At 54.2% G+C, this 23,212-nt stretch carries 12 protein-coding genes and 1 pseudogene; 8 read left to right on the top strand and 5 right to left on the bottom strand.

Annotated features, from left to right (window positions below; genetic code table 11):
• The 7 genes from RMSM_RS12185 to trxA all read left to right on the top strand — a co-directional run.
• A partial coding sequence (locus RMSM_RS12185; protein ID WP_236622106.1) for a response regulator occupies positions 1 to 908 on the top strand: 908 nt, incomplete at its 5' end.
• 539 nt (positions 909 to 1,447) lie between these two features.
• Positions 1,448 to 2,749, top strand: coding sequence for a DUF1501 domain-containing protein (locus tag RMSM_RS12180; protein ID WP_008696091.1), 1,302 nt, complete (start codon positions 1,448 to 1,450; stop codon positions 2,747 to 2,749).
• Between the two features lie 149 nt (positions 2,750 to 2,898).
• Positions 2,899 to 5,340, top strand: a complete 2,442-nt coding sequence (locus RMSM_RS12175; protein ID WP_236622105.1) for a PPC domain-containing protein — start codon at positions 2,899 to 2,901, stop codon at positions 5,338 to 5,340.
• A 118-nt stretch (positions 5,341 to 5,458) separates the two neighbouring features.
• Positions 5,459 to 7,942 (top strand): DUF1549 domain-containing protein, encoded by a 2,484-nt coding sequence (locus RMSM_RS12170; protein WP_008696088.1) that lies wholly within the window; start codon positions 5,459 to 5,461, stop codon positions 7,940 to 7,942.
• Between the two features lie 68 nt (positions 7,943 to 8,010).
• Positions 8,011 to 10,008 carry a c-type cytochrome domain-containing protein gene (locus RMSM_RS12165; RefSeq protein WP_008696085.1) on the top strand — a complete coding sequence of 666 codons (1,998 nt, stop codon included), beginning with the start codon at positions 8,011 to 8,013 and terminating at the stop codon, positions 10,006 to 10,008.
• An 87-nt stretch (positions 10,009 to 10,095) separates the two neighbouring features.
• Positions 10,096 to 10,869 carry an NUDIX hydrolase gene (locus RMSM_RS12160; RefSeq protein ID WP_144057587.1) on the top strand — a complete coding sequence of 258 codons (774 nt, stop codon included), beginning with the start codon at positions 10,096 to 10,098 and terminating at the stop codon, positions 10,867 to 10,869.
• A gap of 87 nt (positions 10,870 to 10,956) precedes the next feature.
• Positions 10,957 to 11,286, top strand: coding sequence for a thioredoxin (gene trxA / locus RMSM_RS12155; RefSeq protein ID WP_040765998.1), 330 nt, complete (start codon positions 10,957 to 10,959; stop codon positions 11,284 to 11,286).
• A gap of 71 nt (positions 11,287 to 11,357) precedes the next feature.
• Here the strand turns inward: trxA and RMSM_RS12150 are convergent, their stop codons facing one another.
• Positions 11,358 to 12,032, bottom strand: a complete 675-nt coding sequence (locus RMSM_RS12150) for a metallophosphoesterase family protein (RefSeq protein WP_040765997.1) — start codon at positions 12,030 to 12,032, stop codon at positions 11,358 to 11,360.
• Between the two features lie 640 nt (positions 12,033 to 12,672).
• Between RMSM_RS12150 and RMSM_RS12140 the strand changes: the two genes are divergently transcribed.
• Positions 12,673 to 14,742, top strand: coding sequence for a vWA domain-containing protein (locus tag RMSM_RS12140; protein ID WP_008696076.1), 2,070 nt, complete (start codon positions 12,673 to 12,675; stop codon positions 14,740 to 14,742).
• Between the two features lie 65 nt (positions 14,743 to 14,807).
• Here the strand turns inward: RMSM_RS12140 and RMSM_RS12135 are convergent, their stop codons facing one another.
• The 4 genes and pseudogenes from RMSM_RS12135 to RMSM_RS12120 all read right to left on the bottom strand — a co-directional run.
• A complete protein-coding gene (locus RMSM_RS12135; protein ID WP_008696072.1) occupies positions 14,808 to 15,839 on the bottom strand; it encodes a hypothetical protein in 1,032 nt (343 codons plus the stop codon).
• The gene (locus tag RMSM_RS12130) at positions 15,836 to 18,304 is read right to left on the bottom strand and encodes a glutamine amidotransferase (RefSeq protein WP_008696070.1); all 2,469 of its coding nucleotides are present in this window, start codon (positions 18,302 to 18,304) and stop codon (positions 15,836 to 15,838) included. Before RMSM_RS12130 ends, RMSM_RS12135 begins: the two co-directional genes overlap by 4 nt.
• Complete coding sequence (locus RMSM_RS12125; protein ID WP_008696068.1) at positions 18,301 to 21,909, bottom strand: coiled-coil domain-containing protein; 3,609 nt, start codon at positions 21,907 to 21,909, stop codon at positions 18,301 to 18,303. Before RMSM_RS12125 ends, RMSM_RS12130 begins: the two co-directional genes overlap by 4 nt.
• Positions 21,910 to 21,921: 12 nt before the next feature.
• Positions 21,922 to 23,212: pseudogene (locus RMSM_RS12120) on the bottom strand (BatA domain-containing protein); the annotation flags it as partial.

Raw genomic sequence — 23,212 nt, 5'->3', positions numbered from 1 at the left:
ACCAGCAAGTCGCGATCGGGATGTTAAAGGCATGCGGACACAAATTTAGAATTGCGAACGATGGTAGCGAAGCGGTCGCGTGTTGGCAGAAAGAGCCGTTCGATGTCATCTTGATGGACATGCACATGCCGGTGATGGACGGAATCGAAGCGACCAAGCTGATACGCAAACAAGAGAAAAAGCTCAGTCCGCCGCGGCATATCCCCATCATCGCGTTGACGGCCGCCGCGATGCAAGAAGATTCGGATTCCTGTTTGTCCGCTGGGATGGACGCATTTTTGACCAAGCCGATTCACCCTCGGCGTTTGCAGGAAACGTTGGCTCGTTTCGCAGACAAGCGTACAGTCGTCTCCGGCAGCGACAAAATACTTGCCAAGGAAGATTCCAGGCAAGCGGTTTCGGTGGATCGCGATTCGCCGCAAAGCGATCCTCGGTCCGTTGCTCGGCCGGCCGGGGTGTCCGCCGAGGATGCCCGATCTGGCAGTTCGTCGGGCGATTGTTTTGCCGAGGATGACGGGCTGCAGGAGGACGGGCCGCAGTATGACGATTGCGACGTGGTCGATCTGCGTGCTGCCGAGTCACGGATCCCTGGCGGGCGGCGAGGTGTGCGAAGGTTGGCCGAAGTCTTTGTCGGCGAGTGCGAGACGCTGATGGGGATTTTGGTGAACACGGTTCCCGACGGCGATCTGACCGAGATTGGACGTGCCGCACACACCTTAAAAGGCTCGGCGAACCTGTTTTACGCCAACCAAGTGTATGGAACGGCTCGCGAGATCGAACAGGCCGCGAAAGAGGGGCGCCGTGAAGATCTCGTCAAACTTCTGGAAAAACTTAATGCCGAAGCGGCTGCGATGCTTCGTGTTTTACGGCAAATTATCGCCGCATCTTCGGATTCTAGAAGCACTTAGGGCTTATTAGCCAAGTGTCCAGTCGGTTTCCGCTCGCATTGATCGCTGGCACGTGGTCGATGGACCTTGGGGCGCCCCTTTATTAGAACACGTTCGAAATGCTTGCTTGCCATAGGGGCAGGAATATAGATTACGGCAGATGGTGCCGTTGGATCCCCCGAATATAATTGACCCTGATCCGTTTTTTTGCTACAATCGACCTTTGAAAAGCGTGGTTGTTTAACAATCCCGCTAAAAACCAAGCCTATAGACTTGCTGCCCTCCCTCAAAAAACACCAGAGCCATCGGCAACTTTTTTAAAAAAAAGAGGTTGCTCACCGGATCTGGGCCCACCTAAATGCCGCATCGAAATCCTGGCGAGCTTAACTCACCGCACGCCTGGAGATGTTGTTCCCTCCTTGAGCTTGACGTGATGAAACAGAGTAACATCACATTCGACTCTTCGAGACTGTGCCCATCGAGCGTTCTCGGTTTCCTATAGACCGCTCGAATTCTATCCAATCACGTTGAACGTTTTCTCAATTCGGAGAATTGCAAACATGCGTTGTCACGGAAATCCTTTGAGCCGTCGTGGCTTTCTCGCCGCTGGTACCCTCGGCACGATTGGGTTGTCGCTACCCGAATTGCTGATGCGCCAAGCGGCGGCCGAGCAAAAACAATATGATTTTGTCAAAGCCAAGGCGAAAAGCGTAATCCATATCTTTTTGCCCGGTGGTTTGGCACAACAAGAATCGTTTGACCCCAAACCGTATAGCCCGATCGAGTATCGAGGGGAGCTGAAGACCATCAAGACCAATACTGGCGAGGTCTTCTGCGAGACGGTTCCTCAGTTGGCCAAGCGAGCTGACAAGTTCAGTGTGATTCGATCGATGAGTCACGGTGAGGCGGCTCACGAGCGGGGCACTCACAATATGTTCACCGGCTACAAGCCGAGTCCGGCGCTGCAGTATCCCTGTTTCGGCTCGGTTGTCAGTCACGAGTACGGCCCCCGCAACAACTTGCCTCCGTACGTATGTATTCCGAACGTTCCCAACGAATTCGCCGGGACCGGCTATCTGCCTAGCAGTTACGGGGCATTCGCACTCGGTTCGGATCCCAACCGCAGTGACTTCAAGGTCCGCGACCTGAATCTCGCTGGCGGTGTGGACCAAGAACGTTTCTCGCGTCGCAAAAGTGCTTTGGAAGTGGTCAACAGCCACTTCACCTCGGTGACGCAGGCCGACAACATCGAAGCGATGAATACGTTCTATCAACGAGCGTATGATCTGCTTGATACCCCGGCGGCTCGCGAAGCGTTTGATATCGATAAAGAAGACGCCAAGATGCGAGATCGCTACGGTCGTAACGATGCCGGTCAACGTATGTTGATGGCTCGTCGCTTGGTCGAGGCCGGATCACGTTTGGTGACCCTGACCTATGGCGGTTGGGATATGCACAACGATATCACCGGCGGGATGCGGCGGTTGACTCCATCGTTGGATGTTGCCCTGGCGGCGCTGTTGGACGATTTGTCCGAGCGAGGCATGCTGGATGAAACGCTTGTCATGGTCAGCAGCGAATTCGGCCGTACGCCGAAGATCAATAAAGATGCCGGTCGTGACCATTGGCCGAAGGTGTTCAGCGTGATGTTGGCAGGCGGTGGAATCAAGGGCGGCATGATCTATGGTGCCTCGGATTCGACCGCATCGGAACCCGAAGAAAACGCGGTATCCCCCGCCGACCTTGCGACCACCATGTATCGCTTGCTTGGCATTGTTGCCGACAAAGAGCTGATGGCTCCTGGTGATCGCCCGATCGAAATCGTCGACGGCGGCAAGATCATCGAACCGCTGTTGGCGTAACGCCTCGTGCGTTTGGCAAGACGGCTGTTTTGTCGTTACCCCGTCGCGGGACGCGGGCACTTGCTGTCCTCGTCCTGCTAATCATCATTTTAGTGCGGCAATCCATTGCCGCTTTGCATCGTTTGAACTCGCCACCTTTGGACGTCCAAGTGAATTCACGATTTATTGCTGCCACGTTTGTTGCGTTTAGCTTGACCACCCTGGTTGCCACTACCGCAATGGCAACGCTTCCTGAAGTCACTCGTCTAAAACCTCTTGGCGTTCGCCGCGGGGAAGAAACGACGGTGTTGTTTCAAGGAGCTCGGCTCAAAGATGCACATCAAGTGCTGACCGATGTCCCCGGCATTACGATTCTTGAAGTCAAGCCGATCGACAACTCCAAGGTCGAAGTCAAGTTAAAGGCTGATGAAAAACTTGCTCCGGGTCTGTATCCTGTCCGCTTGATCACCAAGAGCGGTATTGCCAACCTGCGACTGCTGGGCGTTGGGTCCATGCCGGTGGTTCAAGAGGTCGAGCCAAACAATGATTTCAGCAAACCGCAGTTGATCGAACTCAATACTACGGTCGAAGGCGTTGTCGAGCGTGAGGACGTTGACCATTTTCAAGTTAAATTGAAGGCTGGCGAAACGTTGAACGTCGAGATCGAAGGTCTGCGTTTGGCCTATTCGCTGAATAATCGCAATATCTTGGATCCCTTTGTTTCGATTTTGAACGAGGGGCGTTTCGAGGTTGCCACCAGCGACGACTCGGCTCTGTTGCAGCAAGATGGTTTGTGTTCCTTTACTGCGACCGAAGATGGCGTCTATACCGTGTTGGTTCGTGACAGCTCTTTCGGAGGCAGCGGGGACGCTGGTTATCGGTTGCACGTCGGTACGTTTCCGCGTCCCGTGGCCGCGATTCCCGGTGGAGGTGTTCCAGGGGACACGCTGAAGGCCAAGCTGGTTGCACTGGATGGCACCGTCAGCGAGGCCTCGGTTCAGCTTCCCAGCGAACCGCATGATCAATGGGCCGTGGTCACCGAAAACGAAAAAGGCATGTCGCCCTCGCCCAACTGGGTGCGAGTCAACGAGTTGCCTGTGGTCATGGAACAAGAACCCAACGATGACCGCGCCAAGGCGCCTGAGGCGTCCGTGCCTGCAGCGTTTTGTGGCGTGATCGAAAAAGAGGGCGATTTCGATTGCTTTAGTTTTCAGTGCAAAAAGGGGCAGAAGTTCCGCGTGACCGTGTTCGCGCGAAATGTGATCCGGTCACCTTTGGACGCCGTGCTGAATGTGTTTGCACCCGATGGAAAAACGTTGTCGTCTTCGGATGACATCGGCACCAACATGGATCCGTTTGTCGAATTCACTGCACCGGCCGATGGAAAACACAGCATTCGTATTTACGATCATCTTCGCGGCGGCAGCCCCATTCATCATTACCGAATCGAAGTCACCCCCGCAGTGAGCGAGTTTGATCTGAAATTGGCCGAACTGCGACGCTACTACCCACAAGTCGTTTCAGTGCCAATTGGTGGTCAAACCGCATTCATGGTCAATGCGACGCGTCGAGGTTACAACGGCGAAATCCACATGGAACTCGATGGACTTCCCGAAAACGTTGTCGCTCAAACCTTTCCGATCCCCTCCGGACGCGGTGAGATCCCAATTCTGTTGACTGCGAAATCCGAGGCGACTCATGCCGCTTCGCTGTTTAACATTCGTGGTAAAGGCGATGAGAAAAACGCCACGGTTACGGGCCAGCTAAAACAGACGCATCAATTGGTACTCGGGCAAAACCGACGTCCGATGTGGGGCTACGATACCGATCGTGCTGCGGTGGCCGTCACGGATGCAGCACCATTTGAAATCGAACTCGTGCAACCAAAAACGCCTATCGTACGTGATGGCAGCAAGGAATTGGTCGTCCGCATCAAACGAGGCGAAGGGTTCGACGGGGCGGTTTCGCTTCGCACGCTGTACAACCCGCCCGGCGTTGCAGTCAACAATAGCCGCAAAATCGACAAAGGCAAAACCGAAGTTCAAATTCCGATTACCGCAAACGGAAGTGCCGCTGTGGGAACGTGGCCTGTGATTATGATCGCAAGCTACCCCACCGATAACGGCACGGCGGAAATCGCGACGAAACCGATCATGTTGGATATCCAAACGCAATTGTTCCGTTACAAGTTCCCACGCTCGGCAGCTGAACTTGGAACCGAAGCATCGGTGGCGGTCGAAGTCGAAGTGCTGCGAGAGTTGCCTGGGGATGCGGAAGTCGAATTGGTTGGGATTCCCAACGGTTTGACCAGCTCGGCTGCGGTGCAAAAAATCAAGCAAGATTCAACAAGCGTGATCTTTCCCATCACCGTTGCGAAAGACGCAAAAACAGGGAAGCACAAAACGTTGGTGTGCAAATCACGCGTGACGGTCGGAGACGAAGTGATTGTGCAGACCAATGGCACCGGCGAAATCCGTGTGGACGCACCGTTGCCACCAAAGAAAGACGAACCTGCCAAACCGGCGGCAAAACCCAAACCGGTCGAAGCGAAGCCAGCCGCGCCTAAACCGCTCAGCCGGCTCGAACAGCTTCGCCAAATGAAGAACCAGTAACACGCATCGCGATTGGGTATGGGCGTGTTCGCCCGCCTGGTCGGCCCGCTTTTTCAACCGTATTTCATCGATCCCGAATTCAATCGATCGCTTTAATTGTTCAACGAGGAACATCGGCATGAAGTTTCCATTCATCAAATCACTCGAGCGGATCGCTCTCGGCGTGGTCATCACTTGGACCGCTGCCGTTACTGCGGTCGCGGTCACGCCCGAGTCATCGACCCCGAGCAGCAACACGGCGCGTCGGCCGGACATTGCGGTCTATCCCGGTGAAATCAAGCTTGGTTCGACTCGTGATTTCCAGTCCTTTGTTGCCGTCTTGCGACGCGACGACGGGATCACCGAAGACGCCAGCGAGCGAATGGAGTGGTCGATCGCCGACGAATCCAAAGTTCGCCGTGATGGGTTTGTGTTGCACCCGGTTGCCGATGGAAAAACCGAACTGATTGGCTCGTACGCGGGCACCGAAGTTCGCGTGCCTGTGACGGTGAGCGGCGCGTCGACGAAACCCGAGATCAGCTTCGAAAAAGACGTTATGCCCGTGCTGACGCGATCAGGTTGTAACACCGGGTCCTGTCATGGTGCGGCGCGTGGTAAAGATGGTTTCCGAATTAGTCTGTTTGGTTTTGACCCCGATGGCGACTACTTTCGCATCACGCGTGAAATTGGTTTCCGTCGAATTAATCTCGCCGTCCCCGAAGAAAGTCTGTTTCTAAAGAAATCGATTGGTGCGGTGCCTCACACCGGAGGCAAGCTGTTTGACACCGACTCGGACTATTACGCGACGATTTTAGAGTGGTTGCAGAAGGGAGCGAAAGCCGATCCTGCCGATGCCAAGCCACCAGCGGTCCAATCGCTTGCACTCTATCCACCGCAAGCCGTGATCGAAGGCGATGGGTCTCAGCAGCGGTTTGTCGCTGTCGCCACCTATAGCGATGGCAGCACGCGTGATGTCACTCGACTCGCCGCGTTCACATCCAACAATTCCGGTACCGCCGCAATCGATTCGCTGGGTGTCGTCACCGCCGGTCGTCGCGGTGAGGCCTTCGTGACGGCCCGCTTTGTCACCGAAACCGTCGGCAGCCAAGTGTTGGCACTGCCAACCGATTTGCAGTACACCCCTCCGAAGATCGAAGGGGAATATATCGATCAGCTGGTCGGCAAAAAATTACAACAGCTTCGCATCCTGCCAAGCGGACGTTGCAGCGACGAAGAATTCTTGCGACGGGTCACGTTGGACATCACGGGATTGCTGCCAACCGAACAAGAGTATCAACAGTTTGTTGCCGACGCCGCTCCGAACAAACGTGCGGAATTAATCGATCGTTTGCTCGAACGAAAAGAGTTCAGTGAGATCTGGGCGATGAAGTTCGCTCAGCTGTTGATGATCAAGAGCAGCAATACGGTCAGTTACAAGTCAGCATTCTTGTATGCAAATTGGTTGACTGACAAATTTGCTCGCAACGTCCCCATCGATCAAATGGTCCGTGAATTGTTGACCAGCACCGGTGGAACCTTTACCTCGCCTGCGACCAACTTTTATGAAATCGAACGTGACACATTGAAGACGGCTGAAAATGTCGCCCAGGTCTTCATGGGGATCCGTACGCAATGTGCCCAGTGTCACAATCATCCGTTTGACCGCTGGACGATGAACGACTACTACGGTTTTGCATCGTTCTTCTCGCAAGTCGGCCGGAAACAGGCAGAAGATTATCGCGAAAAAATCGTTTACAACCGTTTTGCTGGCGAGGTCAATCACCTCGTGACGGGCAAGCCCGTTCCGCCAAAGTTCCTCGGGGGTGAGTCGCCTGATACCAAAGGCAAAGACCGTCGCGAAGTGGTTGCAAACTGGCTGACAAGCAAAGACAACCCCTATTTTGCTCGCTCGATTGCGAACCGAATTTGGGCTCATTTCATGGGCGTTGGTTTGGTGGATCAAGTCGACGATATTCGTATTAGTAATCCGCCTAGCAACCCAGAGCTGTTCGATACGCTCGGTAATAAATTGGTCGAGTACAATTTCGACATGCGGTCACTCGTTCGCGATATCTGCAACAGCGAAGCGTATCAACGCAGTTGCCAATCCAACGAGACCAATGCACATGACAGTCGCAACTATGCGTACGCCGTGGTGCGTCGTATTCCGGCCGAAAGCATGCTCGATTGCTTGTGCCAAGTCACCGAAGCACCGGAAAAATATCGCGGCTTGCCTCTTGGTGCTTCGGCGGTTCAGATCGCTGATGGCGCGACATCGACTTACTTCTTGGACACCTTTGGACGTTCACCACGGGCAACGGTTTGCGAGTGTGAAGCGACCACATCGCCATCGCTCTCACAAGCTTTGCACCTGTTAAACGGAAGCTCGGTCACCAACAAGATCGAGCAGGGCAAGGTGATACAGAAATGGGTGAAAGAAGAGAAATTGAGCAACGAGCAAGTGATTGAGCGAATTTACATTCGCTCGCTCGCTCGCAAACCGACGAAGGAAGAACAGGAAAAGCTGCTCGCCACGATGCCAGCCGAAGGAGACAGCACCGCTGCACTTTCGGATGTTTTCTGGGCTGTGTTGAACAGCCGCGAGTTTGCATTTAATCACTAATTAAAATGCAAAAACGTTTTTGATTCTCCACTCGAAAAACTTGCCCCTCCACACGATTTCCAATCGCTATGAATCGACTGAATATTGCCGCCTTGTTTGTTTTGGCTGGTTGCGGCGTCAGCTTCGCGGCTGACGAAAAGTCCACTGCGGAAGTGAAGAAGGTCACCTTCGAAGACGATGTAAAGCCGATCTTTCGCCAACACTGTGCTAGTTGTCACAACCAGGGCGACAAAAAAGGCGGCTTGGCATTGGATACCTACACGGCATTGATCGAAGGCGGTGGTAGTGGCGAGGTGGTTTACGACGATGGCGATCCATCGGCTAGCCGACTGTGGCAACTCGTCAATCATGACGACACTCCGATCATGCCACCGAATCAAGACAAATTGCCCGCCGAACAGCTCGCGGTCATTCAAGCTTGGATCGAAGGCGGAATCCTGGAAAATTCGGGCTCCAAAGTCAAAGCGAAAAAGAAGAATTCGCTGGCGTTTGTCGCCAGCACCGGTGGCAAACCCGAAGGCCCTGTAGCGATGCCGGAAACGATTCCTCAGCGTGTGCCCGTTGTTACCGAGCGTGCTGCCGCGATTTCAGCGATTGGAACCAGCCCCTGGGCACCCTTGGTCGCGATCGCGGGACAAAAGCAGATTTCGCTGTACCACACCGAAACATCAGAGCTGCTCGGGATCTTGCCATTCGAAGAGGGTATTGCTCAATCGTTGCGATTCAGTCGTGACGGCAGTTTCTTGATCGCCGGGGGTGGTGAACATTCATTGAAAGGAATCTCGGCAATTTACGACGTCAAAACCGGTGAGCGCGTGGCAACGGTGGGCGACGAATTTGATGTGGTCTTTGATGCCGACGTGAACGCCAGTATGTCGCGAGTCGCGATGGGCGGTCCTCAAAAAATGTTGCGTATTTACGACGCCACCGATGGTGAGTTGTTGTTTGATTTGAAAAAACACACCGATTGGATCTTTGCGGTCGCCTACAGCCCCGATGGAGTGTTGATCGCCTCGGGGGACCGTTCTGGTGGCTTGAGTTTGTGGGAAGCCGACACGGGCCGATTGTATATGGATTTGACCGGTCACAAGGGAGCGATCAATTCGGTCGCATGGCGTGATGATTCGAATGTCTTGGCGAGTGCCAGTGATGACGGAACCGTTAAAATGTGGGACGTCAACGAAGGCAAAACAATCAAGTCATTTAATGCTCACGGCGGTGGAGTCACCTCTGTCGCGTTTGATCATCAAGGACGCCTCGTTACGGCAGGCAAAGACAACCGAGCGAAACTTTGGGACGCCAACGGTGGGCTGATTCGTCAATTCCAACCGGTTGCCGAAGATGTGCTCGAAGTGGCGATTACTCACGATGGCAGCCGAGTAATCTATGGTGATTGGGATGGCCAAGTCTTTAGTGCACTCGCCGAAAAACCGGAACAGAAAGAAGCGTTGGCAGCCAACCCACCGCCGGCAGCCGAACGTGCTAAAGTCGTCCAGCAGCAATTGGCATCGATTCAAAAAACGATGCAACCGATCAAAGCCGATCTCGATGCCGCGATGAACGCCGTCGCAGCAGCGCAGAAACCGATCGACGAACTCAACGCAAAGATCGCAGCTGCCAAAGCGGAAGCCGAAAAATCGAAAGCGGCTGCGGAAGCAGCAGCAAAGAAAGTGGGTGAATTGGACGGACAAATGCCCGCCTTGGCCAGCGTTTCGCGTGACAAACATGACGCCGTGATCGCGGTTCGGGTTCAAACCAATGGCGACGTTGCCAAGCTAGAAGCGGTCGCAGCGGCCGAACAAGCTCTAATCGATCACATGACCCAATTGGTCAAACTGCGTCGTGACCGCGTCGCCACTCACAACTCGATCGCGACGCATCAGCAAGCGTCGGCGGCGAAGACGGCGGAAGCAGCCGAATTGGCCAAAGGCTTGCCCGCATTGCAAGAAGCATTGGCCAAAGCCCAACAGGCCGCCGAAGCGATGAAGCAAAAGTATGACGGTGTGGCGACTCAATTGACGGCGGTCCAAACCAAATTGGATCAATTGTCAGCCGCCATCAATTAGTGCTAAGGTAAATGAGGTTCAGAACTTCACTTGATGGCGTCGGAAAACGTGAATCAAGGACGCGTCCATTGAGCTTGATTGACCTCTATGACTTTTCCATTACCACATCAACGTTCGACTGTGATCGCGGACGAACTTGGCCGTTTCTTGGCTGAGCAACTTGCCAACGAGCGCCTTGCCAACAAGGGAGGCTCGGGGGGCCAATCTGATCGCTCCCGCGACTTGGAACCGATGTATCCCGGTTTGGCGTACGGCCGCCATCGCGGTCCCGCGCGTCGGGGGTGTCGGCAAGCCGCCGTGGCGATTTCGCTGTTTCAAGACGCCCATCAGCAGTGGGTGATTCCGTTGACCCAGCGTCCGATGACGCTGAAGCATCACGGCGGTCAGATCTGCTTGCCCGGAGGACGCCAGGAAGCGGGAGAATCGTCCGAACAAGCCGCTTTGCGTGAATTCGAAGAGGAACTGGGGGTGCGACCGCAGGTGCAGACGTATTGTGGTCGTCTGGAATCGCAATACGTTTATGCCAGCGATAATGCGGTTCAACCGGTGGTCTTTATCATCGAACCGCCATTACCTCAGTGGCAGCCGGATCCGATCGAAGTCGAGAATGTGATTTTGCTGCCGCTGTGCGAGCTGTTTCGTCCCTCGCGGCGAATCGTTGTCCAGATGGAAAAGCGAGTGCACTTTATTGAAACAAGGGCCGATCAAAACCCGTCACCGGGGGCGGACACGCTGCAATTTGCCGCTCCAGCGTTTCAATACCAAGACTATCGGATTTGGGGAGCAACCGCGATGATTTTGGACGAATTGGCTCGAATATTGCTTCCCTATCACAATCGATTAAAAGTAACTGCTAATTAGGCCACTTTGACAGTGGGGCAAATTGACAGCAGACGCTCTGTAACTAACAATTTGCGCTGGCAACCTATTTTTCAAAAGGAAGTTTCCATGGCATCTGATGCTGTAAAAGAATTCACTGATGAGAACTTCGATAGCGAAGTCCTTCAGTCAGACTCCCCTGTGCTTGTTGACTTTTGGGCACCTTGGTGTGGTCCATGTCGTCAGATCGCTCCGATGATTGACGAATTGGCCAGCGAAAACCCATCGGTCAAGATTGGCAAAATCAACATCGACGACAACCCTGGAATCGCCCAGAAGTTCGGAATCAGCAGCATTCCTACGCTGTTGGTTTTCAAAGGTGGCGAAGTTTCAGAAAGTTTTGTTGGCGTTCGCCCCAAGGCGGCGCTTCAGCAAGCACTCGATGCGTCGGTTGCTTAAGCATCAATGGATGCGTAGAACTCCAAGGCACTGTGTTTCTTCACTGTGCCTTTTTTTATGCGCCAGCGGCTCTAGTACTGCGTCTGTGTGCTGCGAACTCGTCCGTCCTGAGCAACCTGCCAAACTTGACGGCTGTACAGATCGATGGCGGTCAACCAGCCTCCGCCGTAGCAAAACGTATCGATGTCCAACAAATGCCCGATATCGAGAATTTCACCGTTTCGCATCGCCGTATGGCCGACCACCGCCGTTTTGCCACTGATATGAGCCGCGGGATAGCCGTCGTTTAGCGTGTACCACCGCAGCATTTCAGGCGGTTGATGCTCAAGCGGGGTATCGGGATCGTACGCGGCATGCGTAAAGAAATAGTCGTCGTATTCGAAGTAATCGCCTAGCGAATCGAAAAAGTCTTCATGACTTTGCGGCAAAAAGTCCAAGCCGCCATCGAAACCGTAGCTATCGAGCGTCTCCACCCCGCCATATTTCAGCCATCCGTGGGGCGGCTGGCCGTCGCGAACCACCTCGAGCATCATTTCCTCGTGATTACCCACCAACCCAATCAACTGAGTCGATTTGCGGAGTTCAATCAGCGTGTCGATCACCCCTCGTGAGTCGGGGCCTCGGTCCACGTAGTCGCCCAAAGTGACGACGATATCCTTCGACGTGGGCGCAACCTCGGCAATCAATCGCTCCAAAGCGACCTTACAGCCGTGAATGTCTCCGATCGCGATGAGTCTCTCAGACAATTTTGAAAAGCCCCATGCTGTATTCAATTTGACTATTGTGGATTCAATCTGCCGCTACTGCTAACGGTATAAAATCAAGGGTACTAATACAAGTTCGAGTTGGCAATCAGCAGCCCCCTGCGTTTGGCTGTCCGGTGCGTCCCAGAGTGACTGCGCCCAGGTTTTCTGGGTACAAAGCTGGCCGAGTTTCGTTGTTATCAATGAGCGGCAGGCTACCGGAATCGACTTCAATTCGATAACACTTTGGACGATGATAACGAATCCATGATACCCATTGTGGAGTCTTTCATGGTGCTGTCCCCTTTTGCGTGTGCCCGAGATTGCGATTTTTTGTCGCTGACGTCGTTTTCACGCGCGGGACCACGAACCCTTGTCCTTAAAACAACCTTGTCCTTAAAACGATGCACAATGGCACCCGCGGCATTGGAATTTAAGTAAAATAGAGCCATGTCGTCTCGTTGAACGCTCCGCCAAGGAATTGAGATCGCCGGGGGATAGAGATCGATAGTCCAGGCCTTATCGCTTTAGGAAATTGGAAATTGGCATCCGCTCATGCTTTGACGCAGCCCGAGCGATCCTTTTCCGTCACGTGTGATTCGCAACCGGCTCCGACATTTTTGAACCGAATGGTTAAGTGCAAATGACGATTCCGACCCCTCCAAGCAATTCGCAAACCGGTCATTCCGTGGCCGGAGGCCTACAGAGCAATCTCGAAGCGGTCGATGCTTGGGACGAAGAAGAACTCGAAGAGGAGTCGTTTTTTGCTGCGAGTGAGACCACCGCGTTCGCCGGTAGCATGTTGGTGCATTTAATCATCATCTTGTCGTTGGCATTGGTTCCGTTGGTGATGCCGGTCGACGAAGAAGCGGTGGTGTTAGTGTCTCCGCCGGCTGAAGAAGAAATCGAAAAAGTCGAGATGATCGACGATGTGACCTACAGTGATTTGCCGCAAACCGAAGTGGGCGCGAACAGCACTGCTGATGCGGCGATGGCGGAAGCTTCGGCGGAGATGTTTGCCGAGATCTCCGAGATTCCTAACCCGGTTGATCTCGAACCGACCGACTTAGGTCAGATCATGGTCAACAAGATGTTCACCGAAGCGGTGGCTCCGCTGGATCGATTGAAGAACCAAAAGGGACAAGTCGGCCAGAGCACCCAAGGAGCCGCAGGCGCGGTGGACCGAATCACGTTCGAGATTCTGCAATCGCTCGAAGAACGCCCGACGTTGGTGGTGTGGCTGTTTGATCAAAGTGGATCACTTCATCGCCAACGCCAAGAAATTCGAGACCGTTTCCAGCGGATTTACAGCGAGCTGGGGATTGCCAAAGAGAGCAAAGCTGCGGGTTTCCGCCGCAACACCAACGACAGCCCGCTGCTGAGTTCCGTCATCGGCTTTGGCAAAACCGTCACCCTCTTTACCGAAGAGCCGGTCGAAGATCTGAAAGAGATGCAGTCGATTGTGCAAAACATTCCGGTGGATTCGTCGGGTGAAGAACGGGTCTTTTCCGCCATTTCGTCCGCAGCGGATCAATACAAATCGCTGCGTCGCAGTCGCGGTGGCAACGGTCCCCAGCGAAACGTGTTGTTTGTGGTGGTGACAGATGAACGGGGCGATGATGCCAACATGCTGGAACAATCAATTGCGGCGTGTCGCAAGTGGGCGATTCCGGTGTACGTGATCGGTGTTCCCGCGCCGTTTGGTCGCGAACATACACTGGTCAAATACGTCGACCCTGATCCTAAATACGACCAATCGCCCCAATGGGCTCAGGTCGATCAAGGTCCAGAAACGTTTTACCCCGAACAGGTTCAAGTTGGTTTCACTGCGGACTTTAAAAAGGAACCGGTGATCGACAGCGGATTCGGTCCGTACGCGCTGACACGTCTGTGCTACGAAACCGGAGGGATCTATTTCACGGTCCACCCCAATCGCAATGTGTCTCGCCGCGTTCGGTCGTCCGAGATCGACGCTTACGCCGCCGACATCGAATACTTTTTCGATCCCAATGCGATGGCGAGATATCGTCCCGACTATTTGGCACCTCAGGATTATGTGACCAAGGTGAAAGCAAGCCCATTGCGTCAAGCACTTGTGCAAGCGGCACAAATGCGACCCGCACAAGGGTTGTCACGGCCGCAGACACGATTTGTCAAACGCAGCGAAGCACAATTGGTCGGCGATTTGACCAAGGCACAACAGGACGCTGCCAAATTGGAACCGACGTTGATCCAAATGGCCACCATCCTTGAACCTGGAATGAAGGCACGTGACAGCGAAGAGAGTCTTCGCTGGAAGGCGGGATTTGATTTGGCGATGGGCCGGGTGCTTGCTCAGAAAGTCCGCACCGAAACCTACAACGCGATGCTTGCCAAAGGCAAACGGGGCATGCCATTTGAAAAAGAAAAGAACAACACTTGGATTCTCGAGCCTAGTGAAGAGATCTCAGTGGGCAGTAAGTGGGAACGCGAAGCCGCATTGGCCAAAGAGCTGCTCGAAGGCGTCACGCGTGATCATAAAGGCACGCCTTGGGCGTTGCTAGCCGATCAAGAACTGACGGTCCCGATCGGTTGGAAGTGGAAAGAAACCTTCACCGATTTGACGCCACGTAAAGCAGGTCGAGGTGGCGGCGGCGGTAACAACAACCCGCCCCGAGACGACCAAAAGCGAATGCTCAAGAAAGCACCGTCGCGGCCTGTTCCCAAACTGTAATGGAACTGTCAGCTAAGCAGGATTAGGAGACGAGGTCACGAGTCACCGTCAGCGTTTCATCTCTGCTACTTTGACTTTGGAGTCGCCGTCGCGGCGGCTTGTCGCTCGTCGGCCGCTTGATAGAGCTTGCCAAGTTTTAGCATCAGCAATTCAAGTGCGTCGTAGTACGCGGACTCCTTCATCGTCGCTTTTTGCGATTGCAGCGTCTCAATTTCGCTTTCGATCGCGTCGCGGCTTTGTATTTCTTCTGGCAGCAGCGGAGCTTGATTTGCGGCGGGCAATAGCGTCATTTTTGCCGCGCGGCCACCATCGAGTTGCTGATCGCGATTGGCGACGAGCGACAGATTCTTTCCGCGAAACGCTTTAAACGGAGTCCCTAAACCGTCGCCGTTGTCATCAATCAAGGCATGCTCGCTGCTGATTCTTGCTTCGGATTCATAAAACGTTTGTACTGCTGCATTGGCTTTCAGAAACGCCTCTTGCACCGAGACCGCTTCGTCGTGATCGAGGTCCGCATCGAGGGAGCCGATGGCATCGGCAAAGAAGTGGCCGAATCGCGCGTAGTTGTGTTCGCTGCCGCTTTGGGTTGCCGTGACAATCACACGCCCGGGCGCCGACAACGCATTGATGAATGGTCCGCTCGCTGAAGCACCGTTGACAATCACCATCGGGCGATCGAGCGGTTTGATCCACTCGGCCAACTCGCTGGCCGAAACGTCAGGGCCTCGCAAATTAAACTTGGCGACGTTCTGTGCGTACGTGCCATGACCGATCAAGACAATCCATAGCGGAGTGGATGTCGGGCTTTTTGCTTCGGTGATCCAGGCCTTCAGCTGGTCACGATCCGATGTCTTTGATATGGCTGAACTACCAAGTTGGTGTAGTTTAACGGAGCTCGATTCGACATGCCGCTTCCACTGGTCCGCGGTCTCGGCAAACGCGGCCGCATATTCATCGGTGCCGCCCGCGCCGACAATCAATACCAATTCGGCGGTCGCTTCATCTTCGCTTCCAACCTGGTCTGCCCAGACATAATTCGCGAAACCGTTTGACGCGATCCACGTGATTCCCAGTGCGACGGTAAACCATCGATTCATGACAAACCTTTCCATCGTCGTAGCCCCCATTCGCCGCACAAGCACATGATTGCGGCGACCAATACCCAAACGTTGTGCCAGAGCGGATAGACCCAAGTCTCGGTCACGGGGACTTTTAAATTAGGAAGTTCAGCGGCAAAGTCAGTCAATGCATGATTGTCCACGACTTTGCCGCCACTTTGTTTTGCAATTGTTTCCAGCAGAGATCGGTTCAAAGCGAGTTGACGGAACTCTGCGGCATCAGGCTGAGCAACCCAACCGGTGTCCGCTTCGCCAACAGCATGCCCGTCCGCGGACTTTGCGGAAACATGCACTCGGAAGGCGTTGGTTTCATTGCTCCAGAAGGCTGCCCGGTACACTCCCGGGGCGTCTTCGTCTGGTGTCGCTTGGACCTGAACGACGTCGTCTCGATCTCCATCGCCAGTACGCTGTTGGACCGGAGTGATGGTCAGATCGATGGTGGCGTTGTCGAGCGGCAAGTACGCTTCGTCGCGAACATACACCACAATCGTCGCTGGTTGGTTGGGGTCGGCATTCGGCTCGACATGGGCTTCGACTTGGCGAGGCACGTCGCCGACAAGCCAATGCGCCATTTGACGCCACGCCTGGGCCGCATCGTCCGCATCGCCGGCTTTCGAATTGGGATTGCGGTGCATCGACCATCTCCACAAATCACCAATCGGCATCGCCGTCGTGCGGCCTTTGCCGAATCGCTGTGCGACGATCGCGGGTTGCGGATCGCCCGTTGGATCCTGGACAGTGGCTACCGCTAAAGCACCGGGTTTGATGTCACCGACCGCGTTCACGGTGGTGAACGGTGGCATTTGAGCGAAACGATCGGATTCTGCCGCTTCGTTTTCTCGCAGCCGTGCCCAGGGTTCAAGCATGCCCTCGCGAGTCAACTTCATCCGGTACGCCCCCGCAACATTGGCGTTGCCTGACCGCAGAGCATAGACGGGGGCAAGTTCGCCCAGCGGGCTGTCGGCGAAGGTTTTCCCTGCAAACGATTCCTGGCCGCCCAACATCAACAATCCACCGCCGCGACTGCTGACGAATTGTCGCATCAGCAGCAGTTGGTCCTGTGTGAAGTATTCGCTTTCGATATCATCGAGAATGATCGCGTGATAGGCGAACAGTTCTTCACGTGTCTCAGGGAATCCCTCGCTCAATTCTTCGGATTCTTTGACCCCCAACCGAATCATTACCGGTTCATCATATTGCTGGACCAATTCGTCTTCGGCGCTGTCGACACCTTCAAACAAACGGTTGGTATTATTGGAATTCGACCCGCTGACTCCCTGGTCGCGAAAACTAAACTTGGGTTCTTTATTGGCGATCCGCAATAACCCCACCAATTGAATCTCGGCATCACTCGCCAATGAGCGTCGCAAAAACTTGAACTCCCAATTCGGGCGTCCGGCAACGTACAAGATGCGATAAGGCCCCGATTTGCGATCGATCGCAATCATTCGCTGATTGTTCACCAGCGTGGCTTCGGAGCTGCTAATTGGCGTCGTCGCTTTCGATTCGTCCTTCGATTCAAACGCGTTTCGATCTTGCTCGGCAAACACATTGGTTCGGTAAAATCGCAGCCCAGGTTCATCCGGTCGAAAGCGGAACGTGACCTCGTTCGCCGTTTCGGACATCGATGTTGTGAGCGTTTGTTCTTGGACAAGTTTTCCTTGGTCCAAATCACGAAGTTGAACGACGAGTTTCTGTTTCGCTGGATTGGCATCGACTTTGACACGGATCGTCACAGGAGCTGATTCAAAATCGGTTTGGCTGACGCTGACATCCGCGATGCGAACATCGTTGATGGTTTCATCCGTGGACGACAAGACTGGATAGACCGGAAATCCCAATGTTGACCAATCAAAATTGGCGTCCGGTGGGTCGGTCAAATTGCCGTCGCTGAATAGCATCACGCCTGCTACGGGACGCGCCGCAAACCGCTCGCCGAGCGACCGCAAACTGGTCGACAACGAGGATACCGTGCCGTCGTTTGTCAGCGTGGGATCTGACATTTCGAGTGCCGTGATTCGCGAATCAAACGAATAGCCGCGCACGTCAAAGTCTTGCTCCAATCGATTACGCCAAGCATTTTCAGAAGCGATCTGCTTGGAAACGACGTCTGCCCGCGTTTCGTTGGCCCCTTTGGGTTTCACCTGCATGCTCTTACTGTTGTCGATCAGAATCGGCAACACATTCGCTTTGGGCCGCGGTCGCGTGCCGCTTCGCATTGGCTGTAACAGACAGATCGCGATCAGCGCGATGGCGGCAATTTTGAGTGCCGCAGCGAACCACCGCACCGCTCCCATCGTTTGCTGGGATGCGTAGTTCCAAATCGTCAAACCGGCCAAGATCGCCGCAATGATCGAGACGGGGATCACCCAATCAGGTGCGCCCCAAATCAGATTTTTGCTCAACCAAAGCGATTGGTCTGCAGTCAACGTCAATCGAATCATTGGCCACGCCCACTTCCAAGGTTCTCGTAATATTGACGAACTGCTTCAGAGAATTGGCTGGGAACCGGGTCTCGGTCGACCGGGACTTGTGAGTTTTTCTCCGCAGATCGTCGCATGAATTCCTCTTGCACATCGCGTTGCAACTCACGCAGTGGGTCTGCAATCATGTCTTCGATCAAATTCCATTGTGGTGGCTTGGAATGACGCAGCAGATCGGTCCGTGCTTCGCGTGCACGATCACGGATTTGCGAGGCGCGTGATCGCAGTTCGGGATCTTCGACCATTTCTTCGACGTCGCGAAGTTGGTCGGACCATTCACGAAATCCGTCTCCGGCGATCGGTGATCCACTAGGGCTCTGTGCCGCGACACGACTTTGACTCGGAGTGGCGGATCGAAGTCCCGTTTGCCCTGCCGCTTGTGCACGACCGGGGCTCTCGTTCTCACTTTCATTCGGACCAGGACGCATTGACTGTCCGGAAGATTGTCCTTGTCCCTCACTCTGTCCCTGCGTCTGGCCTTGCTGTCCTTGCCCTTCGTTCTGTTCGCTGCTCGATTCGCCACTTTGCTCGCTGCGGCCTTCGCTCTCTCGCTGTCCCTCCTCTTCCTGCGGACTTCGCTGTCCTGCTCCGTTCTCCCCTTCTCCCAACTCCCCCTCTCCCCTTCTTCCTTCTCCTCTCTCTTCCTCGATCTCTTGTTCCAAGTCACGGGCCAGCTGCTCCAGTGTATTGGCAGCGCGTTTGAGCCCCTCGGTTTCGTCGCCAAGAATGGAACTGGCAGCTTGTTCGATCTCTTCACGCAACGACTTAACGCCTTCCGTTGCCGCCGTCTCGGATCGACGAGCCTCTTCGGTAAAGCCCGCTTTGACCAATTCCGACGTTTCTTCTAAACGACGATCCACCTCGCGTTGTTGCAAATTGCGAAACGAGTCGTACAGTTCTTTTGCCAGCAGCGGTTCAACGGATTCGGCTTGCTCAACCGTCTCTTGCATCTTGTTTTCTAATTGCGACAAATCACGACGTTGTTCGTCGAGCTGGTTTTCCAATTGTTGCTGTTGTTCATTTCGTCGCAGCCCCGGTGAAGGATTGTCCGATTCTGCCCGTAACGCTTCGGAGAGTCTCTGCTGTTTCTGGTCCAGCGTCTGTGCGTCGGCTCGCATTTCTCGCATGGCGTCACTAAATTGGCCTGAGGTGCGTTGGCGAAATTCGTCCTGCAATTCATCGAGGTCACGTTCGGCGCGTTTTCCAGCCGCCAGCGCCGACGAAGCATCCTCTTGCTGGAGTGCTTCGCTGGCACGACGCTGGTTCTCGCGAGTTTCTTCCAGCTGTTCGCGTTGCTGCTGCATCGATTCTTGGTTCTCGGGACTTTGCATCCGCTCGGCCAATTCGTCGGTCTCGCGTAGCAAATTCTGCTGCTGCTCTCGCAATCGTTTAAGCTGGCGGCGGATCTCTTCTTTTTCCTTCTCCGTCTTGGCCAATTCGAGTGCTGATTGCAATTGAGCCAGTTGTTTGTTGATGTCTTCCTGGCGTTGAGCAAGTTCCCGCAGTCGGCTCAGCACTTGTCGTTCTGCGCGTTGTTGCGCCGCCTCTGGCGAATTGGCTTCCGCTTGCTGCGCGGTTTCGTAGCGATTTTCATCCTGATCGAGCTCAAGTTCGTTTAACTGCTTTTGACGTTGCGATGATGAACTACTCGAACTGCTTTGACTTCGTTGCTGAGCCCGAGTGACTTGAAATTCTCGCGCCCGCAACTTCAGCAGTCCCGCATAGCTGGCTTGTTCCGATGCCAAGGCGTTGGCAAGCGTATCGGTCGTGTTGGATTGATGCGATTTTTCAAGCTTGTCGGCGGCGGTTTGCATGTGCTCGCGTATGCCTTGGACGATCAATTGGGATTCGGGATCGCTAAGTTTTGCTGCTAATTCAGCGAGCAACTCGATTGCGTTTAATTGCCCCTCGAGGGTCTCTTTGACATTTTTAGCGAATTCAATCGACACCTCCACGCCGTTTTCATCACGGATGACACGCCAGGTTGCGTTGATGATTTGTTTTTGCAGTTCAGCAAGCTCTTCGGCGGCTTGTTCGTTCTCGCTCGGTGGTGTTTGGCCGCTCGGGGGCGGTTCCCCTTCGCGATAAATCTCTTCAAACGGACGCACCTCAGCAAAATACATGTCGCTTTGGGTTCGTCTCACCACGCCTCCGGGACCAATATCTTCGGCCCAGAAATGGTATGCCAACAATTGATCTGGTTTTGCGTTGAGTGATTCAAACTCAACCATGTGCGAAAATCTCTGCTTCCGCTTTGCAGTGTCCGTGGCATCAAAAACGATTTCCGTGGCCTCGCCTTCGAAGTTGTAAGAAATCCCCACGCGATGCAGTCCAAAGTCGTCTGCGACGTCCGCGGCGAGTGACAACTCCTCGAGCGGTGAAACGCTGACGTCACCTCCTTGAGTCAACTTAATTTTTGCAGACTGGTTCGGCAGCACTTTCGCCACCAACTCGACTGGATACTTGTTTTTTCGTCCCTCGTGATCAACGAGCTCCAACGTGTAGCGTTTCGTTTGTTCCATCTGTAACTGGACCACCATCCCGTCACCCGTCGCGCGGTCCATGGGCTGAAGCGGCGTTCGCGCACCGTCTTTTTCCACCAGCGTTGCCGACGCAACCGGTTTGTTCAGATGGCAGTACCAAGTCAGCATTGTCCCTTCGACTGCGGTGACGCGAACGGTGTCGTCGATTCGTTTGTCATCCATCCCGGTGTACTCGGGAAAGTCCAGCAACGCATCGCTTCGCACCAACTTTGGAAATTCAAAGACGCGGATCGAATACGTTTGGCTCGACCAATCTCGCGTCAAAATTTGATACTCAAAGTCATCATCAACCGAGGACAAGAACGCCGCCAAGACCGGATCCTGCAAATTTTGCTTCATCGTCAAACGCTGTTCACTTCCATCGCGTGCGATCACACGCAACTCGGCTTCGCTCGGTGCGATCGATTCAAAGCGTGCGGTGACCACCAAACTAGTGTTGCGTTCGATTTCAGCGTTGCCGGGATCGACAATGGCATCGCTCTGGTTTCTCCGCGTGACGCTCGCGCCGACTTGTGATGGGTCGCTCGACGTCACAAACAACATGCCCAACATTAATGCCATGACCAACGTCGCACTGAATCCCGACATGCGGCTGATCCACAATTGGCTTTGTGGCACCGTTTCGGTCCAGCGGTGACGTTGCGAATGATCGCACGCTTCACGAATGACCCGTTGCTGTAGATAACCGGATGAGTTTTCCTGACGCAAGCTCAGTGAAACGGCCGTTAGCAAACGCTGCTGCAGGCTAGGGAATTTGGATTCAATCTTGCTGGCGATCGAATGGGGATCGGAAAAGCTTCGCCGCGTCATTGCCCAAGCGACCAGCATCGACAACGCCGCGACACTTAGCAGAACCACAGCGGTTTGCGAGCCCATGATCTGGCCTGCGCGTGCCGCAGGCAGCAAGCCCCACGCCAGACCCGCAAATGCGATTGCGATCAACGCGAGTAGCCACCCCAAGCGTCGTTCTTGAAATCTCGACGTCACTTGATGAAGTCGTTTTCGTAGTGTTTTTTCCATCATCGTGAATCACTCTTATTGTCGGATTCGGACCAGCAGCGTTTCGGTGACGAGTAATCCCATCGCGGCAGCCATCAACCACTGCCACAGTTTTTGATTGCTTTCGAGTTCGACATCTTTGGATTGTCGCTCGGACGCTTTTCGAGCTTCGCTGGACTTTGTTTTCCCCAGCAGGACCCCGTGTTTTTCAAGTGACGCCGCGTCCATCGGCTCCACACGACTTTCCGAATCCGCCAAGTTGACTGCAATCGTTTGTGTCTTGCCATCTTGGCCGATGCGATACACGCCCGGACGATTCAAGCGAAGATCGGAACCCTGCGTTGCCGTCGCCGCCATCGCGTCCTCGGACGCTGTTATCAGCGTTGGAATTCCAATTTCTTCGTCTAACGGATCACCTACTCGGTAGCGATTGCCGTCGGTCGTGTCGCGTCGGCCACGATCAAAAATGCTAAACATCAACGGGATAAATTTGGTCGATAGCGACAATTGGCTGGCCTGGGGATGCCATCCCGCCGCCAACACAATCAGATGACCGTCTCCCACAGCATGTTCAATCAACGCGGGATCGCCGTCATCAAACTTTGCCAACCATTTGGTTTCCTCGGGCAATCCACTGATTTGACGATGCGACCAAAACCGGACTTTGGTGAAATCGTTGAACTGCGGGTCGGCCATTGGCATAAACAGAGGATGCTCGAAAACGATGTGAGCAAGCATCACATAATCATCTGCTTTTGCTTCGGAGACCTCGATTGCTGGTGCTTCTGCGTCATGGATGTCATACATTCGGGATAGAGTCGATGACCATTTTGCATTGGGCTCTGCGAGCACCAGCAACACCGTCCCTCCTGCATTCGCATAGTTCTGGATCCGTTCTGCGACGGCTTCGTCAACCGGTTGCGTCACCACCACCAATGGCGTGGCATCAATCTCGCTAGGTTCAGAGGCACCGTCCGGGATCAAATTCGCATCGGTGGTGATCGTCACCGCTCGCTGCGGTGTATCAAAAGGAACCTGTGTCAAGTAGTACAGCAAACGGTCCCGCGGATCTTGTTTATTTTCTTCTTCGCCAACGAAGACGATCTTTGCAGTTTCAGGTTGGGGAAGAACAAGGTAGGCGGCATTGTCATACGGTTCTTGATCGCCGCTTAGAACCAGCGAGGTCACTTCGGTGTCAGGAAGTGAGACAGACACAGTGCGAGATTCACCCGGGGGCACGTGAACAGGCATCGCGTCAATGGTTTTATTGTCAGCGGTCGTCCAGGCCAAACGAAAATCGCTGGCGTTGGTTCCTGGGGAATTCGAT

The sequence above is a fragment of the Rhodopirellula maiorica SM1 genome, assembly GCF_000346295.1.
Taxonomy (GTDB): Bacteria; Planctomycetota; Planctomycetia; order Pirellulales; family Pirellulaceae; genus Novipirellula; species Novipirellula maiorica.
This window is presented reverse-complemented; position numbering and strand designations above follow the sequence as displayed.

Coding starts and splice junctions, on each gene's coding strand:
- trxA (WP_040765998.1), top strand. CDS start 10,957: ATGGCATCTGATGCTGTAAAAGAATTCACTGATGAGAACTTCGATAGC.
- RMSM_RS12165 (WP_008696085.1), top strand. CDS start 8,011: ATGAATCGACTGAATATTGCCGCCTTGTTTGTTTTGGCTGGTTGCGGC.
- RMSM_RS12160 (WP_144057587.1), top strand. CDS start 10,096: ATGACTTTTCCATTACCACATCAACGTTCGACTGTGATCGCGGACGAA.
- RMSM_RS12140 (WP_008696076.1), top strand. CDS start 12,673: ATGACGATTCCGACCCCTCCAAGCAATTCGCAAACCGGTCATTCCGTG.
- RMSM_RS12130 (WP_008696070.1), bottom strand. CDS start 18,304: ATGATTCGATTGACGTTGACTGCAGACCAATCGCTTTGGTTGAGCAAA.
- RMSM_RS12180 (WP_008696091.1), top strand. CDS start 1,448: ATGCGTTGTCACGGAAATCCTTTGAGCCGTCGTGGCTTTCTCGCCGCT.
- RMSM_RS12135 (WP_008696072.1), bottom strand. CDS start 15,839: ATGAATCGATGGTTTACCGTCGCACTGGGAATCACGTGGATCGCGTCA.
- RMSM_RS12125 (WP_008696068.1), bottom strand. CDS start 21,909: ATGATGGAAAAAACACTACGAAAACGACTTCATCAAGTGACGTCGAGA.
- RMSM_RS12170 (WP_008696088.1), top strand. CDS start 5,459: ATGAAGTTTCCATTCATCAAATCACTCGAGCGGATCGCTCTCGGCGTG.